Annotated in this window: 16 protein-coding genes; 14 read left to right on the forward strand and 2 right to left on the reverse strand. The window is 54.4% G+C overall.

Annotated elements, in window-relative coordinates; translation table 11 throughout:
* The first annotated feature begins 236 nt into the window (after nucleotides 1–236).
* The 7 genes from astC to ves all read left to right on the forward strand — a co-directional run bounded on the left by astC (nucleotide 237) and on the right by ves (nucleotide 7,834).
* Nucleotides 237–1,457 (forward strand): succinylornithine/acetylornithine transaminase, encoded by a 1,221-nt coding sequence (gene astC / locus OGY35_RS19075; protein ID WP_286633141.1) that lies wholly within the window; start codon nucleotides 237–239, stop codon nucleotides 1,455–1,457.
* Complete coding sequence (gene astA / locus OGY35_RS19080; RefSeq protein ID WP_286633142.1) at nucleotides 1,454–2,488, forward strand: arginine N-succinyltransferase; 1,035 nt, start codon at nucleotides 1,454–1,456, stop codon at nucleotides 2,486–2,488. Before astC ends, astA begins: the two co-directional genes overlap by 4 nt.
* Nucleotides 2,485–3,963, forward strand: a complete 1,479-nt coding sequence (gene astD, locus OGY35_RS19085; RefSeq protein ID WP_286633143.1) for a succinylglutamate-semialdehyde dehydrogenase — start codon at nucleotides 2,485–2,487, stop codon at nucleotides 3,961–3,963. Before astA ends, astD begins: the two co-directional genes overlap by 4 nt.
* Entirely contained in the window at nucleotides 3,960–5,303 is a 1,344-nt protein-coding gene (astB, locus tag OGY35_RS19090) for an N-succinylarginine dihydrolase (protein ID WP_286633144.1), read from the forward strand. Before astD ends, astB begins: the two co-directional genes overlap by 4 nt.
* Complete coding sequence (astE, locus tag OGY35_RS19095; RefSeq protein WP_286633145.1) at nucleotides 5,296–6,264, forward strand: succinylglutamate desuccinylase; 969 nt, start codon at nucleotides 5,296–5,298, stop codon at nucleotides 6,262–6,264. Before astB ends, astE begins: the two co-directional genes overlap by 8 nt.
* A 344-nt stretch (nucleotides 6,265–6,608) precedes the next feature.
* Nucleotides 6,609–7,091 carry an ATP-independent periplasmic protein-refolding chaperone Spy gene (gene spy, locus OGY35_RS19100; RefSeq protein ID WP_286633146.1) on the forward strand — a complete coding sequence of 161 codons (483 nt, stop codon included), beginning with the start codon at nucleotides 6,609–6,611 and terminating at the stop codon, nucleotides 7,089–7,091.
* Between the two features lie 167 nt (nucleotides 7,092–7,258).
* Nucleotides 7,259–7,834 carry an environmental stress-induced protein Ves gene (gene ves / locus OGY35_RS19105; RefSeq protein WP_152406338.1) on the forward strand — a complete coding sequence of 192 codons (576 nt, stop codon included), beginning with the start codon at nucleotides 7,259–7,261 and terminating at the stop codon, nucleotides 7,832–7,834.
* 69 nt (nucleotides 7,835–7,903) lie between these two features.
* Here the strand turns inward: ves and nadE are convergent, their stop codons facing one another.
* Nucleotides 7,904–8,728, reverse strand: a complete 825-nt coding sequence (nadE, locus tag OGY35_RS19110) for an NAD(+) synthase (RefSeq protein ID WP_286633147.1) — start codon at nucleotides 8,726–8,728, stop codon at nucleotides 7,904–7,906.
* A 217-nt stretch (nucleotides 8,729–8,945) separates the two neighbouring features.
* Here nadE and osmE point away from each other — a divergent pair, with 217 nt between their 5' ends.
* From osmE to chbG, 7 genes are all read left to right on the forward strand, one after another.
* Nucleotides 8,946–9,284 carry an osmotically-inducible lipoprotein OsmE gene (osmE, locus tag OGY35_RS19115; RefSeq protein WP_178823806.1) on the forward strand — a complete coding sequence of 113 codons (339 nt, stop codon included), beginning with the start codon at nucleotides 8,946–8,948 and terminating at the stop codon, nucleotides 9,282–9,284.
* 302 nt (nucleotides 9,285–9,586) lie between these two features.
* Nucleotides 9,587–9,907 carry a PTS N,N'-diacetylchitobiose transporter subunit IIB gene (gene chbB / locus OGY35_RS19120; protein WP_152404921.1) on the forward strand — a complete coding sequence of 107 codons (321 nt, stop codon included), beginning with the start codon at nucleotides 9,587–9,589 and terminating at the stop codon, nucleotides 9,905–9,907.
* Between the two features lie 81 nt (nucleotides 9,908–9,988).
* Nucleotides 9,989–11,347, forward strand: coding sequence for a PTS N,N'-diacetylchitobiose transporter subunit IIC (gene chbC, locus OGY35_RS19125; protein WP_152404920.1), 1,359 nt, complete (start codon nucleotides 9,989–9,991; stop codon nucleotides 11,345–11,347).
* 52 nt (nucleotides 11,348–11,399) lie between these two features.
* On the forward strand, nucleotides 11,400–11,747 hold the full coding sequence (gene chbA / locus OGY35_RS19130) for a PTS N,N'-diacetylchitobiose transporter subunit IIA (RefSeq protein WP_286633148.1): 348 nt from the start codon (nucleotides 11,400–11,402) through the stop codon (nucleotides 11,745–11,747).
* 13 nt (nucleotides 11,748–11,760) lie between these two features.
* On the forward strand, nucleotides 11,761–12,600 hold the full coding sequence (gene chbR / locus OGY35_RS19135) for a transcriptional regulator ChbR (protein WP_042319407.1): 840 nt from the start codon (nucleotides 11,761–11,763) through the stop codon (nucleotides 12,598–12,600).
* Nucleotides 12,601–12,718: 118 nt separating this feature from the next.
* Nucleotides 12,719–14,074, forward strand: a complete 1,356-nt coding sequence (locus tag OGY35_RS19140; protein WP_152404918.1) for a 6-phospho-beta-glucosidase — start codon at nucleotides 12,719–12,721, stop codon at nucleotides 14,072–14,074.
* Between the two features lie 11 nt (nucleotides 14,075–14,085).
* Nucleotides 14,086–14,844 (forward strand): chitin disaccharide deacetylase, encoded by a 759-nt coding sequence (gene chbG / locus OGY35_RS19145; protein WP_286633149.1) that lies wholly within the window; start codon nucleotides 14,086–14,088, stop codon nucleotides 14,842–14,844.
* A gap of 51 nt (nucleotides 14,845–14,895) precedes the next feature.
* Here chbG and katE read toward each other — a convergent pair whose 3' ends face one another.
* Complete coding sequence (gene katE / locus OGY35_RS19150) at nucleotides 14,896–17,154, reverse strand: catalase HPII (protein WP_286633150.1); 2,259 nt, start codon at nucleotides 17,152–17,154, stop codon at nucleotides 14,896–14,898.
* Nucleotides 17,155–17,215 lie beyond the last annotated feature (61 nt).

Below are 17,215 nucleotides of genomic sequence, written 5' to 3' on the forward strand. Positions count from 1 at the left end.
GTCTGTGCATAATATTGCGGTTTTTCCTCTATTTACTCCTCTTTTACGCAAACATATTCACTTTTTATGCACGCATAGTGAATATCGCTGGGTTGTAACGCATTGATTTTCCGTCTAAGGCAGCCATTTATGCATTTTTTTCGCTGGCTGGCATGAAGACTGCAATCTACATTTACAGCGCAAACACCACTATTTATTAACATATAAATAACTTTTTATTTACCGATGAGGTCGCTATGTCTCAGTCAATTACGCGTGAAAATTTTGATGAATGGATGATGCCCGTTTATGCACCGGCGCCTTTTATTCCGGTTCGTGGCGAAGGTTCACGCTTGTGGGATCAGCAGGGTAAAGAGTATATCGACTTCGCGGGGGGTATTGCAGTGAATGCGCTGGGGCACGCGCATCCAGAATTGCGTGACGCACTGAATAACCAGGCGAGTAAATTCTGGCACACCGGCAATGGCTATACCAACGAGCCGGCGCTGCGACTGGCGAAAAAGTTAATCGACGCCACCTTTGCCGATCGTATCTTCTTCTGCAACTCCGGTGCTGAGGCCAACGAGGCGGCGCTGAAGCTGGCGCGCAAATATGCGCACGACCACTACGGCAGCAATAAAAGCGGCATCGTGGCATTTAAGAATGCCTTTCACGGTCGTACGCTGTTCACCGTCAGCGCCGGGGGACAACCTGCCTATTCGCAGGATTTCGCGCCGCTGCCGCCGGAGATCCGTCACGCCGTCTACAACGATATTAACTCTGCCAGCACGCTGATCGACGATACCACCTGTGCGGTCATCGTCGAACCCATGCAGGGTGAAGGCGGCGTGCTGCCGGCAACTCAGGCCTTCCTGCAAGGGCTGCGCGAGCTGTGCGATCGACATAATGCGCTGCTGATTTTTGATGAAGTGCAGACCGGCGTGGGCCGTACCGGTGAGCTGTACGCCTACATGCACTACGGCGTTACGCCAGATCTCCTGACCACCGCCAAGGCGCTGGGCGGCGGCTTCCCGATCGGGGCACTGCTGGCCAGTGAAAAATGCGCCAGCGTGATGACCGTCGGAACACACGGCACCACCTATGGCGGTAACCCGCTGGCAACCGCCGTCGCCGGAAAATTGCTCGACATCGTCAATACGCCCGCGATGCTGAACGGTGTGAAACAGCGCCATGACTGGTTCGTGGAGCGTCTGAACGCCATCAATCTGCACACCGGGCTGTTCAGTGAAATTCGCGGGCTGGGCCTGCTGATTGGCTGTGTACTGAACGATAAGTTTGCCGGCAAAGCCAAACAGATTTCTCAGGAAGCCGCGAAAGCGGGCGTGATGGTGCTGATTGCTGGGGGCAACGTGGTGCGCTTCGCTCCGGCGCTGAACGTCACGCAAGAAGAGGTGGCTACCGGTCTTGACCGTTTTGCGCTTGCCTGCGAACAGATTACCGCCGGAGGTTCATCATGATGGTGATCCGTCCTGTCGAGCACGCTGATATCAGCGCGCTGATGCAGCTGGCCAGTAAAACCGGCGGTGGACTGACCTCGCTACCGGCCAATGAAGCCACGCTGGCGGCGCGTATCGACCGCTCCCTGAAAACCTGGCGGGGCGAATTGCCGAAAAGTGAACAGGGTTATGTCTTTGTGCTGGAGGATCTGGACAGTGGCACCGTGGCGGGAATTTGCGCGATCGAAGTCGCCGTGGGGCTTAACGATCCCTGGTACAACTATCGCGTAGGGACGCAGGTGCATGCCTCAAAAGAGCTGAACGTCTATAACGCGCTGCCGACGCTGTTTCTCAGTAACGATCATACGGGCAGTAGCGAGCTGTGCACGTTATTCCTCGACCCCGACTGGCGCAAAGAGGGCAACGGCTACCTGTTGTCTAAATCGCGCTTCATGTTTATGGCGGCGTTTCGCGACCATTTTAATGAAAAGGTGGTCGCGGAAATGCGCGGCGTGATCGACGAGCACGGCTATTCCCCGTTCTGGCAAAGCCTGGGGAAACGCTTTTTCTCGATGGAGTTTTCCCGGGCCGATTTTCTCTGCGGTACCGGACAGAAAGCGTTTATTGCTGAACTGATGCCGAAGCATCCGATTTACACCCACTTTCTCTCCGACGAGGCGCAGGCGGTGATTGGCGAAGTTCATCCGCAAACCGCCCCGGCGCGCGCCGTACTGGAGAAAGAAGGATTCCGCTATCGCCATTACATCGACATTTTCGACGGCGGTCCAACGCTGGAGTGTGACATTGACCGGGTGCGGGCGATCCGCAAAAGTCGGCTGATAGAGGTTGGCGAAGGACAGCCTGCGACCGGTGATTTCCCGGCCTGTCTGGTGGCGAATGAGAACTATCGTCACTTCCGCGTCATGCTGGTACGCGCCGATCCGAATACACAACGTCTGGTGCTGACCGCCGCGCAACTGGATGCCCTGAAATGTCATGCAGGAGATCGGGTTCGTTTTGTCCGTCTCTGCGCTGAGGAGAAAACGCTATGACTTTATGGATTAACGGCGACTGGGTGACCGGTCAGGGTGAACATCGGGTGAAGAAAGATCCGGTACAGGGTGACGTGCTCTGGGAAGGTCACGATGCCGATGCCGCGCAGGTGAAGCTGGCGGCCTGTGCCGCGCGCGCGGCTTTCCCGGCCTGGGCCCGACGCCCCTTCAGCGAACGCCAGGCGATTGTCGAAAAATTTGCCGGATTGCTGGAGAGCAATAAAACCGAACTGACCGCCATTATTGCCCGCGAAACCGGCAAGCCGCGCTGGGAAGCGGTGACGGAAGTGACGGCGATGATTAACAAAATCGCCATTTCTGTTAATGCGTACCACGCCCGTACTGGCGAGCAGCAGAGTGCGTTGCCCGACGGCGCGGCAACGCTTCGCCACCGTCCGCATGGCGTGCTGGCGGTGTTTGGTCCGTATAACTTTCCGGGACACCTGCCGAACGGGCACATTGTGCCCGCGCTGCTGGCGGGCAACACCTTACTCTTTAAGCCCAGCGAACTGACGCCGTGGACCGCAGACGCGGTGATCCGACTCTGGGAACAGGCCGGTTTACCGCATGGGGTGCTGAATCTGTTGCAGGGTGGGCGGGAAACGGGACAGGCGCTGAGCGCGCTGGACGTCCTCGACGGGCTGCTGTTTACCGGCAGCGCGAACACGGGCTATCAACTGCATCGCCAGCTTGCAGGACAGCCGGAAAAAATCCTTGCCCTCGAAATGGGCGGTAACAATCCGTTGATTATCGAGGATCCGGCGGATATCGATGCGGCGGTGCACCTGACTATTCAGTCCGCGTTTGTCACCGCCGGTCAGCGCTGTACCTGCGCACGTCGGCTGTTGGTGAAGAAAGGTGCGCAGGGCGATGCGTTTCTCGCGCGACTGGTGGACGTCAGCCAGCGCATCCAGCCAGGCCGCTGGGACGATGAGCCGCAACCGTTTATTGGCGGGCTTATCTCCGAACAGGCGGCGCGTCATGTGTTTGGGGCCTGGCAACAACTTGAGTCGCTCGGCGGGCGGACGCTGCTGGCGCCGCGCCTGCTGCAGGCAGGTACCTCGCTGTTATCGCCGGGTATTATTGAACTGACGGGCGTGGCGAATCTTCCCGATGAGGAGGTCTTTGGTCCGCTGCTCGGCGTCTGGCGCTATGAACGCTTCGACGAGGCGATCGCGATGGCCAACAACACTCGTTTTGGGCTGTCCTGTGGGCTGGTCTCGCCTGACCGCGCGCAGTTCGACCAGCTACTGCTGGAAGCGCGTGCGGGGATCGTTAACTGGAATAAACCGTTAACCGGTGCCGCCAGCACCGCGCCGTTCGGTGGCGTAGGGGCTTCCGGAAACCATCGGGCCAGCGCCTGGTATGCTGCCGATTATTGCGCCTGGCCGATGGCGAGTCTGGAATCTCCGGCGTTGACGCTACCTGCAACGTTGAGTCCGGGCCTCGACTTCTCGCGTGAGGAGTCCGTATGAAAGCACGCGAGGTCAACTTCGATGGACTGGTGGGGCTGACGCACCATTATGCCGGGCTGTCGTTCGGCAACGAGGCGTCCACCCGTCATCGTTTTCAGGTTTCGAACCCGCGTCTGGCGGCGAAGCAGGGGCTGCTTAAAATGAAGGCGCTGGCGGATGCAGGATACCCGCAGGCGGTGATCCCGCCGCATGAACGGCCGTTTATTCCTGCATTGCGCCAGTTGGGGTTTAGCGGCAGCGATGAGCAGGTGATCGAGAAAGTGGCGCGTCAGGTGCCACACTGGCTCTCCAGCGTCAGCTCCGCATCGCCGATGTGGGTGGCAAACGCGGCGACGGTTGCTCCGTCGGCGGATACGCTGGATGGCAAAGTGCATCTGACGGTCGCCAACCTCAATAACAAGTTCCACCGTTCTCTCGAAGCGCCCACCACAGAAACGCTGCTGCGGGCGATCTTCCGTGATGAACGCTATTTCGCGGTGCATTCCGCGCTGCCGCAGGTGGCGATGCTTGGCGATGAAGGGGCGGCTAACCATAATCGACTCGGTGGAGAATATGGCGAGCCGGGGACGCAGCTCTTTGTCTACGGGCGTGAAGAGGGCGGTAATACGCGGCCTTCCCGCTATCCGGCGCGTCAGACCCGTGAGGCCAGCGAGGCGGTGGCCCGCCTGAATCAGGTGAATCCACAGCAGTGTATTTTTGCCCAGCAGCACCCGGAGGTCATCGACCTCGGTGTGTTTCATAACGATGTCATTGCGGTCTCGAACCGGGAAGTGCTGTTCTGCCATGAGCAGTCCTTTGCGAAACAGAACGAGGTCATGAATCAACTGCGCGCTCGGGTGTCCGGTTTTACCCCCATTGTGGTGCCAACGGCTGACGTGTCGGTGCCGGATGCGGTCGCGACGTATCTGTTTAACAGCCAGCTGTTGAGCCGGGATGACGGTTCGATGATGCTGGTTCTGCCACAGGAGTGTCGCGAACACGCGGGCGTATGGCGCTATCTGACGAACCTGCTGGAAACGGATAATCCGATCCGCGACATGCGGGTATTTGACCTGCGCGAAAGTATGTCAAACGGCGGCGGGCCAGCCTGTCTGCGCTTGCGGGTGGTGCTAACCGCAGAAGAACGCCAGGCGGTCAATCCGGCCGTGATGATGAATGACGTGCTGTTTAATGCGCTCAACGACTGGGTGGATCGCTACTATCGCGACCGCCTGACCGCCGCGGATCTCGCCGATCCGCAACTGTTGCGTGAAGGGCGCGAAGCGCTGGATACGCTGACACAACTGCTGCAGCTGGGTTCTGTCTATCCGTTCCAGCAATCGGGAGGCGGACATGGATGATTTCCTCGCCGCCACGCTGGCGGGTACGATGCCGGATGTCCGGGAGGGGCAAAGGGCGGGCTTTCGCTGGCGCTGGGTTGACGCCGGTATCCTCGAACTTACGCCGTTCACCGCGACCGATCGCGCACTGGTGATCTCCGCCGGTATTCACGGCAACGAAACCGCGCCAGTCGAGATACTTAATGCCTTGCTGCTGGCGCTGTCGGCGGGGGAAATTACGCTGCACTGGCGACTGCTGGTGATCCTCGGCAATCCGCAGGCGCTGGCAGACGGCCAGCGCTACTGCCACAGCGATATGAACCGGATGTTTGGCGGGCGCTGGCAACTGTTTGCCGAAAGCGTCGAGACACAGCGTGCACGTCAACTTGAGCAGTGTCTGGAAGATTTCTTTACGACGGGCGCGGAGTCGATTCGCTGGCATCTGGATCTGCACACCGCCATTCGTGGCTCTCACCATTTGCGCTTTGGCGTGTTGCCCCAACGCCCCATCCCCTGGGATGAGGCGTTTCTTGGCTGGCTGGGTGCCGCAGGACTGGAAGCGCTGGTGTTCCATCAAACGCCGGGGGGCACCTTTACCCATTTCAGCGCTGAACACTTCGGCGCGCTCGCCTGCACGCTGGAGTTGGGCAAAGCGTTGCCGTTCGGTCACAACGATCTTCGCCAGTTTGCCCCGACGTCTGCCGCGCTGACCTGTTTACTGACGGGACAAATTGACCAGGCCGACGGCACTCCGCCGGTCCGCTATCAGGTCGCGTCACAGATAACCCGGCGCAGCGACGCGTTTGTGCTGCACATGGACAGCCAGACGCTCAACTTCACGCCGTTTGCCGCAGGGACGCTACTGGCGGAAGATGGCGCCGAGCGTTTTGTCGTCACACATGACGTAGAGTACGTTCTATTCCCTAATCCCGGCGTGGCGCTGGGATTACGTGCAGGTCTGATGCTGGAGAAAATGAACTAACGTATTTCCCGCAGGCGAGGGCCTGTGGGCTTTATTTTTTTGTGCGTCGGAGAATTAATCCGGATTATTCCTGGAGAACAGCTTTATTTATCATCAGTAATCAGGTATGGTTCTTCATATTCCCTGAAAAATCATGCTGTTGTCATTTTTCCTTTCAACTTTTCACCTTAATTTCTTTTTTTCTCCACAATTGGCGAAAAAATGTTTTTTACACTTTCATTGTTTTACCGATGCTCTGACTAATTGACGATTAAGTCGTTAAAGTTAATCTCGTCAACACGGCACTGTACTTCTTCGGAGGTGACAAGAAAGCCGTAAAATAACTGAAAGGAAGGATAAAGATTATGCGTAAATTAACTGCACTGTTTGTTGCTTCTACCCTGGCGCTGGGCGCTGCGAACCTGGCTCATGCAGCGGATACTACCGCCGCCCCGGCAGACGCCAAACCGATGATGCAGCATAAAGGCAAATTTGGTCCACATCATGACATGATGTTTAAAGACCTGAATCTGACCGATGCTCAGAAGCAGCAGATCCGCGACATCATGAAGGACAAACGTGACCAGATGAAGCGTCCACCAGTTGAAGAACGCCGCGCAATGCACGACATCATCGCCAGCGACACCTTCGATAAAGCGAAGGCCGAAGCGCAGATTGCGAAAATGGAAGAACAGCGTAAAGCCAACATGCTGGCGCACATGGAAACGCAGAATAAGATCTACAACATTCTGACCCCGGAACAGAAAAAGCAGTTTAATGCCAATTTTGAGAAGCGTCTGACAGAACGTCCGGCGCGTGACGGTAAAATGCCTGTACCTGTTGAGTAATCACTGAGCAGACCTATTCGAAGACCGCCGGTCTTGTCCATCCCCTCCACTGAGGCGATGGGCAGGATCGGCGGTTTTTTCTTTTTCAGACCCTAAGGAAAATCATCGTGGCTGCCGATAACGACGTTGTGCCTTATTATGCTGCATGATGTTTATCAGGAGCGATGATGGAATACTTTGATATCCGCAAGATGCCGGTCAATCTCTGGCGCAACGGTGCCGGTGAAACGCGTGAAATTTGCTGTTTTCCTCCGGCGACCCGCGACTTTCACTGGCGAGCCAGCATTGCTTCTATCGCCGGTAATGGTGAGTTTTCGCTCTTTCCCGGTATTGAGCGGGTGATCACTCTACTGGAAGGCAGTGAAGTGACGCTGGAGAGTCAGGGCGCGTTCAGCCACACCCTCAAGCAGCATCAGCCGTTTACCTTTGCCGGCGAGCGCGTGGTGAAAGCCAAACTCACGGAAGGACAGATGTCGATGGATTTTAATATCATGACCCGGCGTGACGCCTGCCAGGCGAAGGTTCGGGTGGCCGATCGCACCTTCACGACGTTTGGCTCGCGCGGCGGCGTGGTGTTTGTCATTAGCGGTGCCTGGCAACTGGGCGATAAATTATTGACTGCCGATCAGGGCGCCTGCTGGCATGATGGAAAACATACGCTCCGGCTGCTGAAAGCGGAGGGGAAACTGTTGTTTAGTGAGATAACCTGGCTGCAGGGGCACTCCCCGGACGCCGTTCAATGATCATGACGACGCGTGGCTGACGTCCTTGTGCAGGCCAGAGGGACGCGCCCTCTGGCTGGTTCAGCCTTATTACTTCCAGAAGTCATCAAACACGGTAATCGGCGGACGACGCTTATGCTCCGTCTTCAAATACCAGCCTTCAATGATTTTCGCGATGGCGGCATCCACCGCTTTTCCTTCCAGATAGTCATCGATGTTTTCATAAGTCACGCCCAGCGCGGCTTCATCCGGCAGAGAAGGGCGATCGTCTTCGAGATCGGCGGTGGGCGCTTTCTTATAAAGATGCTCCGGACAACCTAATGCCGCCAGCAGCTGTTTCCCCTGGCGCTTGTTGAGGCGAAATAGCGGGTTAATATCCGTACCACCATCGCCGTACTTGGTGAAGAAACCGGTGATGGCCTCTGCTGCATGATCGGTGCCAACCACCACGCCGCTGGTCATGCCCGCGATACTGTACTGCGCCTTCATGCGCTCACGGGCTTTTTCATTGCCACGGACAAAATCGCTCAGTTCAATACCCGCTTCCCGAAGGGCCTGTTCGCTCGCCAGCACCGCACCTTTGATATTCACGGTCAACACGCGGTCCGGCTGGATAAAGTCAATGGCGTCCTGACAATCCTGCTCATCAACCTGAATGCCATACGGCAGACGAACGGCGATAAATTGCAGCGCGTCGTTACCGGTCTCAGCACGAAGTTCGCTGATGGCGGTCTGGCACAGTTTACCTGCCAGCGTCGAGTCTTGCCCGCCGCTGATGCCCAGCACCAGGCTTTTCAGGAAGGGATAGCGTTGCAGATACGCTTTCAGGAAATCCACGCTGCGGCGAATTTCCTCTTCTGGATTAATGTGCGGTTTTGCGCCAAGCGCTTTGATGATCTCTTGTTGCAGAGTCATTTACCCCCTCCCACTATAAAAGAATAAAATCAGACCGTGTTTAAGCTAACCCTTTGCTGTGTAAACGACAAGAGAACACAGGCTGAGTGGCGCTTAAAACGACATCCTGCCGCCTGAACGGAATCTGGCGAAATATTCGCGTGCTAAGCGTTAGCTTGAAAAATAACAGATTCTATTCCAGGCTTATATAACATGCTGATTAAAAAGAGGACGAAAAATGAACAGGACTATTGCAGGAGTTTTCAGTGCAGCGGCGGTATTAACCATGCTTGCAGGGTGTACGGCGTACGATCGTACCAAAGACCAATTTGTCCAGCCTGTGGTCAAAGATGTGAAAAAAGGTATGAGTCGCGCGCAGGTTGCACAGATTGCCGGGAAACCGTCGTCTGAAGTGAGCATGATCCATGCTCGCGGTACCTGTCAGACCTACATCCTGGGTCAACGTGATGGTAAAGCTGAAACCTATTTCGTGGCGCTGGATGATACCGGTCATGTTGTCAACTCAGGCTACCAGAGCTGCGCTGAGTACGACACCGACCCGCAGGCGGCGAAGTAGTCATAACTGTCTACTGCCTGAACAACTCAACAAACCGGCCACTGCGCCGGTTTTTTTGTAACGAAGATGATCTTATTTATTGATGCGAATTATTTACCCGAAGTGTGAGGGGGGTCATAACGCCAGGTCAATGAGAGACAATTTAGTTGGTCAAGGAAATACCATCAGCGGGTGCGATGCCGTATACTCATTTCAGACACAGAAATAAGTTTTTCGGTTACGCAGGTTGTCCAGAGCATGGATGCAGGTTGAGACTTGCGGCGTGTCTGGTTGACAGATAATCGCACATGAGGAAGGTCTAAATGGAAAAGAAACACATTTATCTGTTTTGCTCTGCGGGTATGTCTACCTCTTTGTTAGTGTCAAAGATGCGCGCGCAGGCGGAAAAGTATGAAGTCCCGGTTATTATTGATGCATTCCCGGAAACGCTTGCCGGTGAAAAAGGACCCAACGCCGACGTGGTATTATTAGGTCCGCAAATTGCTTATATGTTGCCCGAAATTCAGCGTTTGTTACCGAACAAACCTGTAGAAGTGATTGACTCGCTGCTGTATGGCAAAGTCGATGGTTTAGGCGTGCTTAAGGCTGCTGTTGCAGCAATTAAAAAAGCCGCTGCAAATTAATATTTTAAATTTTCCCGTCAAAGAGTTATTTCATTTACATATACCGCAATAATTAATTGCGGTCTTTAAGGGTATTTTTCTATGAGTAACGTCATTGCTTCACTTGAAAAGGTACTCCTTCCTTTTGCTGTCAAAATAGGAAAGCAGCCACACGTTAATGCAATCAAAAACGGCTTTATTCGCTTAATGCCATTAACCCTCGCGGGGGCCATGTTTGTATTAATTAATAACGTTTTCCTGAGCTTTGGGGAGGGGTCGTTTTTTTATTCCCTCGGCGTTCGGCTGGATGCTTCAACCATTGAAAACCTCAATAGTCTGAAAGGCATCGGCGGAAACGTTTATAACGGTACGCTGGGCATTATGTCACTGATGGCGCCATTCTTTATCGGCATGGCGCTGGCGGAAGAACGCAAAGTCGACGCCCTGGCGGCCGGTCTGTTATCGGTTGCGGCCTTTATGACCGTAACGCCTTATAGCGTGGGCGAAGCCTATGCGGTAGGGGCGAACTGGCTGGGCGGCGCGAATATCATTTCCGGTATTATTATCGGTCTGGTCGTCGCGGAAATGTTTACCTTTATTGTTCATCGCAACTGGGTCATCAAATTACCTGATAGCGTACCGGCATCCGTCTCCCGTTCATTCTCTGCATTGATTCCGGGCTTTATTATCCTCTCGGTGATGGGGATCATTGCCTGGGCGCTGACGACCTGGGGAACCAACTTCCACCAGATCATTATGGACACCATCTCTACACCGCTGGCATCGCTGGGCAGTGTGGTTGGCTGGGCGTACGTGCTCTTTGTTCCGCTGCTGTGGTTCTTCGGTATCCACGGTTCACTTGCGCTGACGGCGCTCGACAGCGGCATCATGACGCCGTGGGCGCTGGAAAACATCTCTATCTATCAGCAGTACGGTTCAGTGGATGCCGCGCTGGCTGCCGGTAAGACGTTCCACGTCTGGGCCAAACCGATGCTGGACTCCTATATTTTCCTCGGCGGCAGCGGCGCAACGCTGGGTCTGATCATCGCGATTTTCATCGCCTCTCGCCGTGCGGATTATCGCCAGGTGGCGAAGCTGGCGTTACCTTCTGGTCTCTTCCAGATTAACGAACCGATTCTGTTTGGTCTGCCGATCATCATGAACCCGGTGATGTTCATCCCGTTCATTCTGGTCCAACCGATTCTGGCCGCGATTACGCTGATAGCTTACTACCTGGGTATCATCCCGCCGATTACTAACATCGCGCCGTGGACCATGCCAACCGGGCTGGGGGCCTTCTTTAACACCAACGGCAGCGTTGCTGCTCTGCTGGTCGCCTTGTTCAACTTAGGGATAGCGACGCTGATTTACCTGCCGTTCGTAGTGGTTGCGAACAAAGCGCAGAACGCTATCGACAAGGAAGAGAGCGAAGAAGATATCGCTAATGCACTGAAATTTTAAGTTTAACCCGGCATGTGGCGACGCATGCCGGGTCGTCAAAGAGGAATGATTTATGATGGATCTCGATAATATTACCGATACGCAGGCCGAAGCCGAAGAGCTCGAAGAAGTGGTGATGGGGCTTATCATCAACTCCGGGCAGGCGCGCAGCCTGGCCTACGCGGCGTTAAAGCAGGCGAAGCAGGGCGACTTCGACGTGGCGAAAACGATGATGGAACAGTCGCGCATGGCGCTGAATGAAGCGCATCTGGTGCAGACGAAACTGATTGAAGGCGATCAGGGCGAAGGTAAAATGAAAGTCAGTCTGGTTCTGGTTCACGCGCAGGATCACCTGATGACGTCAATGCTGGCACGCGAACTGGTGGCAGAGTTGATTGAGCTTCACGAGAAGCTGAAATAGTAAGGAGTTGACGATGCAACTACAGGCTACCGCACCGGAAATCACCATTGCCCGCGAACAGCAGTTGTTTAACGGTAAAAATTTCCATGTCTTTATCTACAACAAGACAGAGAGCGCCTGCGGTCTGCATCAGCACGATTACTATGAATTTACGCTAGTGCTCACGGGGCGCTATTACCAGGAGATCAACGGTAAACGCGTGCTGCTGGAACGGGGTGATTTTGTGTTTGTCCCGCTCGGTTCGCACCATCAGAGCTTCTACGAGTTCGGCGCGACGCGTATTCTCAACGTTGGCATCAGTAAACGTTTTTTTGAACAGCACTACAGCCCGCTCATGCCGTTCTGTTTTGTGGCATCGCAGGTCTATCGCACCAACAGCGCATTTTTAACCTATGTCGAGACGGTTATCGCGTCGCTCAACTTTCGTGATACCGGACTGGAAGAGTTTGTCGAAGTGGTCACCTTCTACATTATCAACCGTCTGCGTCATTATCGTGAAGAACAGGTTCTTGATGATATTCCACAGTGGCTGAAAGCCACCGTGGAAACCATGCACAATAAAGCGCAGTTTGGTGAAAATGCTCTGGAAAATATGGTTTCCCTGTCCGCAAAATCTCAGGAATACCTGACGCGAGCGACCCAGCGTTATTACAGCAAAACGCCGATGCAATTGATTAATGAAATTCGCATCAACTTTGCCAAGAAACAGCTGGAGATGACGAACTACTCCGTAACGGATATTGCCTATGAAGCGGGATACAGTAGTCCAAGCCTGTTTATTAAAACGTTTAAAAAAATGACGTCATTTACGCCTAATAGCTACAGAAAAAAACTCACGCAATATAATCAGTAATTATTTTACTCAATAACCAGGTTTACGCTTGCCCATTATTGACGCGGGACGCTTGCGTCATACCTGACAGAGGGCAGAGCATCATTCACGCCAGTGTTAAGCACTGAAGGGAGATACGATGAGCCAGAAATTAAAAGTCGTCACCATTGGTGGCGGGAGCAGTTACACCCCGGAATTGCTGGAAGGTTTTATTAAGCGCTACCACGAATTGCCAGTTTCCGAATTGTGGCTGGTTGACGTCGAAGGCGGCGAAGAAAAACTGGATATTATTTACCAACTTTGCCAGCGCATGATTGAAAAAGCAGGCGTACCGATGAAGGTGTTTAAGACGCTGGATCGCCGCGAAGCGCTGAAAGATGCCGATTTCGTAACCACGCAACTGCGTGTAGGACAATTGAAAGCGCGTGAACTGGATGAGCGTATTCCGCTGAGCCACGGTTATCTGGGTCAGGAGACCAACGGTGCTGGTGGCCTGTTTAAAGGACTGCGCACCATCCCGGTGATTTTTGACATCATTAAAGATGTGGAAGCGCTGTGTCCGAATGCATGGGTGATTAACTTTACTAACCCGGCTGGCATGGTGACTGAGGCGGTCTATCGCCATACGAGCTTCAAACGCTTTATTGGTGTGTGCAACATTCCGGTAGGGATGAAGATGTTCATCCACGATGTGTTGGCGCTGAAAGAGAGTGACGACCTGTCTATCGACCTGTTCGGCCTCAACCATATGGTGTTCATCAAAGATGTGATCGTTAATGGCCAGTCACGCTTTGCCGAACTGTTGGATGGCGTAGCCTCGGGCCAGCTTAAAGCATCTACGGTGAAAAACATTTTTGATCTGCCGTTCAGCGAAGGGCTGATTCGCTCCCTGAATCTGCTGCCATGCTCGTATCTGCTGTACTACTTCAAGCAAAAAGAGATGCTGGCGATCGAGATGGGGGAATACTACAAGGGCGGTGCGCGGGCACAGGTCGTGCAGCAGGTCGAGAAACAGCTGTTCGATCTGTATAAGAACCCGGAACTGAACGTTAAGCCGAAGGAACTGGAACAGCGTGGTGGTGCGTACTACTCTGACGCTGCCTGTGAAGTTATTAATGCGATTTTCAATGACAAGCAGACCGAGCATTACGTCAACATTCCGCATCACGGTCATGTTGATAATATTCCGGCTGACTGGGCGGTTGAGATGACCTGCACGCTGGGCCGCGACGGGGCGACGCCGACGCCACGCATCACCCATTTTGACGAGAAAGTGTTGGGATTGATTTATACCATCAAAGGCTTTGAAGTGGCTGCCAGCAACGCGGCGCTGAGCGGTGAGTTTAACGATGTGCTGCTGGCGCTGAACCTGAGTCCGCTGGTGCATTCGGATCACGACGCAGAAGGTCTGGCGCGTGAACTGATACTGGCACACGAAAAGTGGTTGCCAAACTTTGCCGGGTGCATTGCGAAGCTGAAAGGCGCACAACACTAAAGAGGTTGGCTATGGAACGCTTATTGATTGTAAACGCGGACGATTTTGGCCTGAGCAAAGGGCAAAACTACGGCATCGTGGAGGCCTGTCGCCACGGTGTGGTGACCTCTACCACGGCGCTGGTGAACGGTGATGCCATTGAGCATGCGGTCACGTTAAGTCGCGATCTGCCAACGCTGGCGGTGGGTATGCACTTTGTTCTGACGCTGGGAAAATCCCTGACAGAGATGCCGGGATTAACCCGTGAAGGGCGTCTGGGAAAATGGATCTGGCAGATGGCAGAGGAAGATACGTTGCCACTGGACGAAATCGCCCGTGAGCTTGCCTGTCAGTATCAGCGTTTCATCGACCTGTTCGGGCGGGAGCCTACGCATCTGGATAGCCATCACCATGTGCATATGTTCCCGCAGATCTTCCCCCTCGTTGCGCGTTTTGCCGCAGAGCACAATATTGCGCTACGCATCGATCGCCAGCCGGTGTTTCAGGCAGGGGATCTTCCGGCGACGTTGCGCAGTTCACAGGGATTCAGCAGCGAGTTTTATGGGGAAGAAATTACTGAAGCGCTGTTTCTGCATGTTCTCGACGAATCCGCAAGGCGTGGAGAATCCTCACTGGAAGTGATGTGTCACCCGGCGTTTATCGACGATATCATCCGTCAGAGCGCCTATTGTTACCCCCGTTTGACTGAGCTGGACGTACTGACCTCGGCATCGCTCAAGTATGCGATTGCGGAACGCGGCTACCGTCTGGGCAGTTTTCTTGATGTCTGACTCCTGAGTTTGCGGCGCGTGGTGCGCCGCTTTTTTTGCCTGCAATTTGTCTCAGGCCGGTATGGCCGGGATTTTAGCCGTTCGCGACCAGACGCGGTGGGCTGCCATCAGCGTAAACAGCTCATCCATAAAACGGCTATCTGCGTCACTACCTTCCACAACGCCTTCCTCACCCTGATTGTCGATATTCAACTGCGCTTTAAAGCGCCGCGCTTCACCTGCGAGCGCGATGGGTTTGAGATGCTTATACGCTTCCAGCAGGTAATATTGTGCATCGCCATTGTCCTCGATATCGGCGATATCGCCGCACGGTACAATCACCGCATCCACGGTGAGAGACGGCGCACCGGCGAAGGTGGCGGCGATGGTCAGTCGTGAACCGTCATCGGCGACAACGTCGCCCATCCGCGAGTAGAGCAGTTTTGCATGTACGCCCTTCGCTTTAAGTGCCTGCAGGATGGACATCAGGTCGGCTGATTTCACCTTGCCGTTGAGCAAAATTCCGACGACGCGGCCTTTAATATCGCCGTCCGGTACGGCATACAGGCTGAGCGAAGGATCTTTCTTCAGTCCGTTCACCTCCGGCGGTGGTGCAATTTGCGTCTGCTCATCGGTTAGTGCAATACCCAGATTCTTCCCAACCGCCTGTGCGAGGTTAATGTCGATATGCGCCAACTGGTCGACCACCCGCTCACGGATCCAGGTACGAACGACTTTACTCAACTCAAAGCTAAAGGCATCGACAATATGCAACTGCTCGACGGGCGTCTGGCTTGACCAGAACAGGCGCGGATGGGCGTAGTATTCGCCAAATGAAGGGCTACGCTCACGGATTTTGTCACCCTCGATGCGTTCCTGATAGGACTCAAAGCCGCCGCGTTTCGGCCCCGGCGGCGTTTCACGTGGCCAGTTATCATTGATGGAATTGGGCTCATAGTTTGCCGGATTGGTGTCGATACTCATTCGATGCATCCCGTCACGCTGGAAGTTGTGATAAGGGCAGGTCGGACGGTTGATCGGGATTTCGTGGAAGTTAGCTCCTCCCAGGCGGCTAATTTGCGTATCGGTATAGGAGAACAGGCGGCCCTGAAGAAGTGGATCGTTCGTGAAATCTATGCCGGGAACAATATGGCCGGGATGAAAGGCGACCTGTTCGTTTTCGGCGAAGAAATTATCGGGGTTGCGGTTCAGTACCATTTTACCGACACGCTGCACCGGAACCAACTCTTCGGGGATCAGCTTAGTGGGATCCAGTAAGTCGAAATCGAATTTCGACTCGTCCTCTTCCGGGATAAGTTGTAGCCCCAGCTCATATTCCGGGAAATCGCCCGCTTCAATGGCTTCCCACAGTTCCCGACGATGGAAGTCCGGGTCACGGCCGGTCAGCTTCTGCGCTTCATCCCATACCAGTGAGGCTTTGCCTGCCAGGGGTTTCCAGTGAAAACGAACGAAGGTGGCCTTGCCTGCTGCGTTGATCAGGCGAAACGTGTGGATGCCAAACCCTTCCATCGTGCGATAACTGCGTGGAATGCCGCGATCGGACATCGCCCACATGACGTTATGCAAGGTTTCTGGCTGTAGCGAAACATAATCCCAGAAGGTGTCATGCGCACTTTGTCCCTGGGGGATTGCCCAGTGCGGTTCCGGTTTCACTGCGTGGACGAAATCAGGAAACTTGTGCGCGTCCTGAATAAAAAAGACAGGGGTGTTATTGCCGACCAGGTCAAAAATCCCTTCTTCAGTGTAAAACTTGGTGGCAAAACCACGGATATCACGCACCGTATCCGCCGAGCCTGCGCCGCCCTGAACGGTGGAGAAACGCACGAAGACCGGGGTGATTTTATCCGGGTCGCAGAGAAAGTCGGCTTTGGTGATATCGCCAAGATTTTTGTAGGGCTGGAAATATCCGTGTGCGGCCGAACCGCGCGCATGGACGATCCTCTCGGGAATGCGCTCATGGTCAAAATGGGTGATTTTTTCGCGCAAGATGAAATCTTCAAGCAGCGTAGGACCGCGATGTCCGGCACGCAGTGAATTCTGATCGTCGGCAATGCGTACTCCCTGATTGGTGGTGAGGGCATAATTTTCGCTGCCGGTGCGGACGTTTTCCAGATCGCTCAGCTTTTTATTGTTGGTATCCGGGGCTTTCAGACTGCCGGGAGCCGTGGGCTGAGAGCCTGGAGGCGTCGGCTCAGGAACAGCGCGATATGACCCGTCGTCAGGTGCCAGAGAGTCCAGGCCAGGTTTTGCTTCGCGCGGATCGTGTACCGGTGATTGATGCGGATGAGGATTTTTCTGGTTATGCGACATTGAACTCGTCTCCATTTTTCATTGCTGAAAGGGTCGTTGTTTTTTGTCAAAAACCCCCTAA

Origin of the sequence: Citrobacter sp. Ct235 (genome assembly GCF_030332305.1) — a bacterium.
Classification (GTDB): Bacteria; Pseudomonadota; Gammaproteobacteria; order Enterobacterales; family Enterobacteriaceae; genus Citrobacter_A; species Citrobacter_A telavivensis.

What these genes read in the sequence shown, in the direction of transcription:
- astC (WP_286633141.1), top strand. Translation starts at nt 237, where the DNA reads ATGTCTCAGTCAATTACGCGTGAAAATTTTGATGAATGGATGATGCCC.
- astA (WP_286633142.1), top strand. Translation starts at nt 1,454, where the DNA reads ATGATGGTGATCCGTCCTGTCGAGCACGCTGATATCAGCGCGCTGATG.
- astD (WP_286633143.1), top strand. Translation starts at nt 2,485, where the DNA reads ATGACTTTATGGATTAACGGCGACTGGGTGACCGGTCAGGGTGAACAT.
- astB (WP_286633144.1), top strand. Translation starts at nt 3,960, where the DNA reads ATGAAAGCACGCGAGGTCAACTTCGATGGACTGGTGGGGCTGACGCAC.
- astE (WP_286633145.1), top strand. Translation starts at nt 5,296, where the DNA reads ATGGATGATTTCCTCGCCGCCACGCTGGCGGGTACGATGCCGGATGTC.
- spy (WP_286633146.1), top strand. Translation starts at nt 6,609, where the DNA reads ATGCGTAAATTAACTGCACTGTTTGTTGCTTCTACCCTGGCGCTGGGC.
- ves (WP_152406338.1), top strand. Translation starts at nt 7,259, where the DNA reads ATGGAATACTTTGATATCCGCAAGATGCCGGTCAATCTCTGGCGCAAC.
- nadE (WP_286633147.1), bottom strand. Translation starts at nt 8,728, where the DNA reads ATGACTCTGCAACAAGAGATCATCAAAGCGCTTGGCGCAAAACCGCAC.
- osmE (WP_178823806.1), top strand. Translation starts at nt 8,946, where the DNA reads ATGAACAGGACTATTGCAGGAGTTTTCAGTGCAGCGGCGGTATTAACC.
- chbB (WP_152404921.1), top strand. Translation starts at nt 9,587, where the DNA reads ATGGAAAAGAAACACATTTATCTGTTTTGCTCTGCGGGTATGTCTACC.
- chbC (WP_152404920.1), top strand. Translation starts at nt 9,989, where the DNA reads ATGAGTAACGTCATTGCTTCACTTGAAAAGGTACTCCTTCCTTTTGCT.
- chbA (WP_286633148.1), top strand. Translation starts at nt 11,400, where the DNA reads ATGATGGATCTCGATAATATTACCGATACGCAGGCCGAAGCCGAAGAG.
- chbR (WP_042319407.1), top strand. Translation starts at nt 11,761, where the DNA reads ATGCAACTACAGGCTACCGCACCGGAAATCACCATTGCCCGCGAACAG.
- OGY35_RS19140 (WP_152404918.1), top strand. Translation starts at nt 12,719, where the DNA reads ATGAGCCAGAAATTAAAAGTCGTCACCATTGGTGGCGGGAGCAGTTAC.
- chbG (WP_286633149.1), top strand. Translation starts at nt 14,086, where the DNA reads ATGGAACGCTTATTGATTGTAAACGCGGACGATTTTGGCCTGAGCAAA.
- katE (WP_286633150.1), bottom strand. Translation starts at nt 17,154, where the DNA reads ATGTCGCATAACCAGAAAAATCCTCATCCGCATCAATCACCGGTACAC.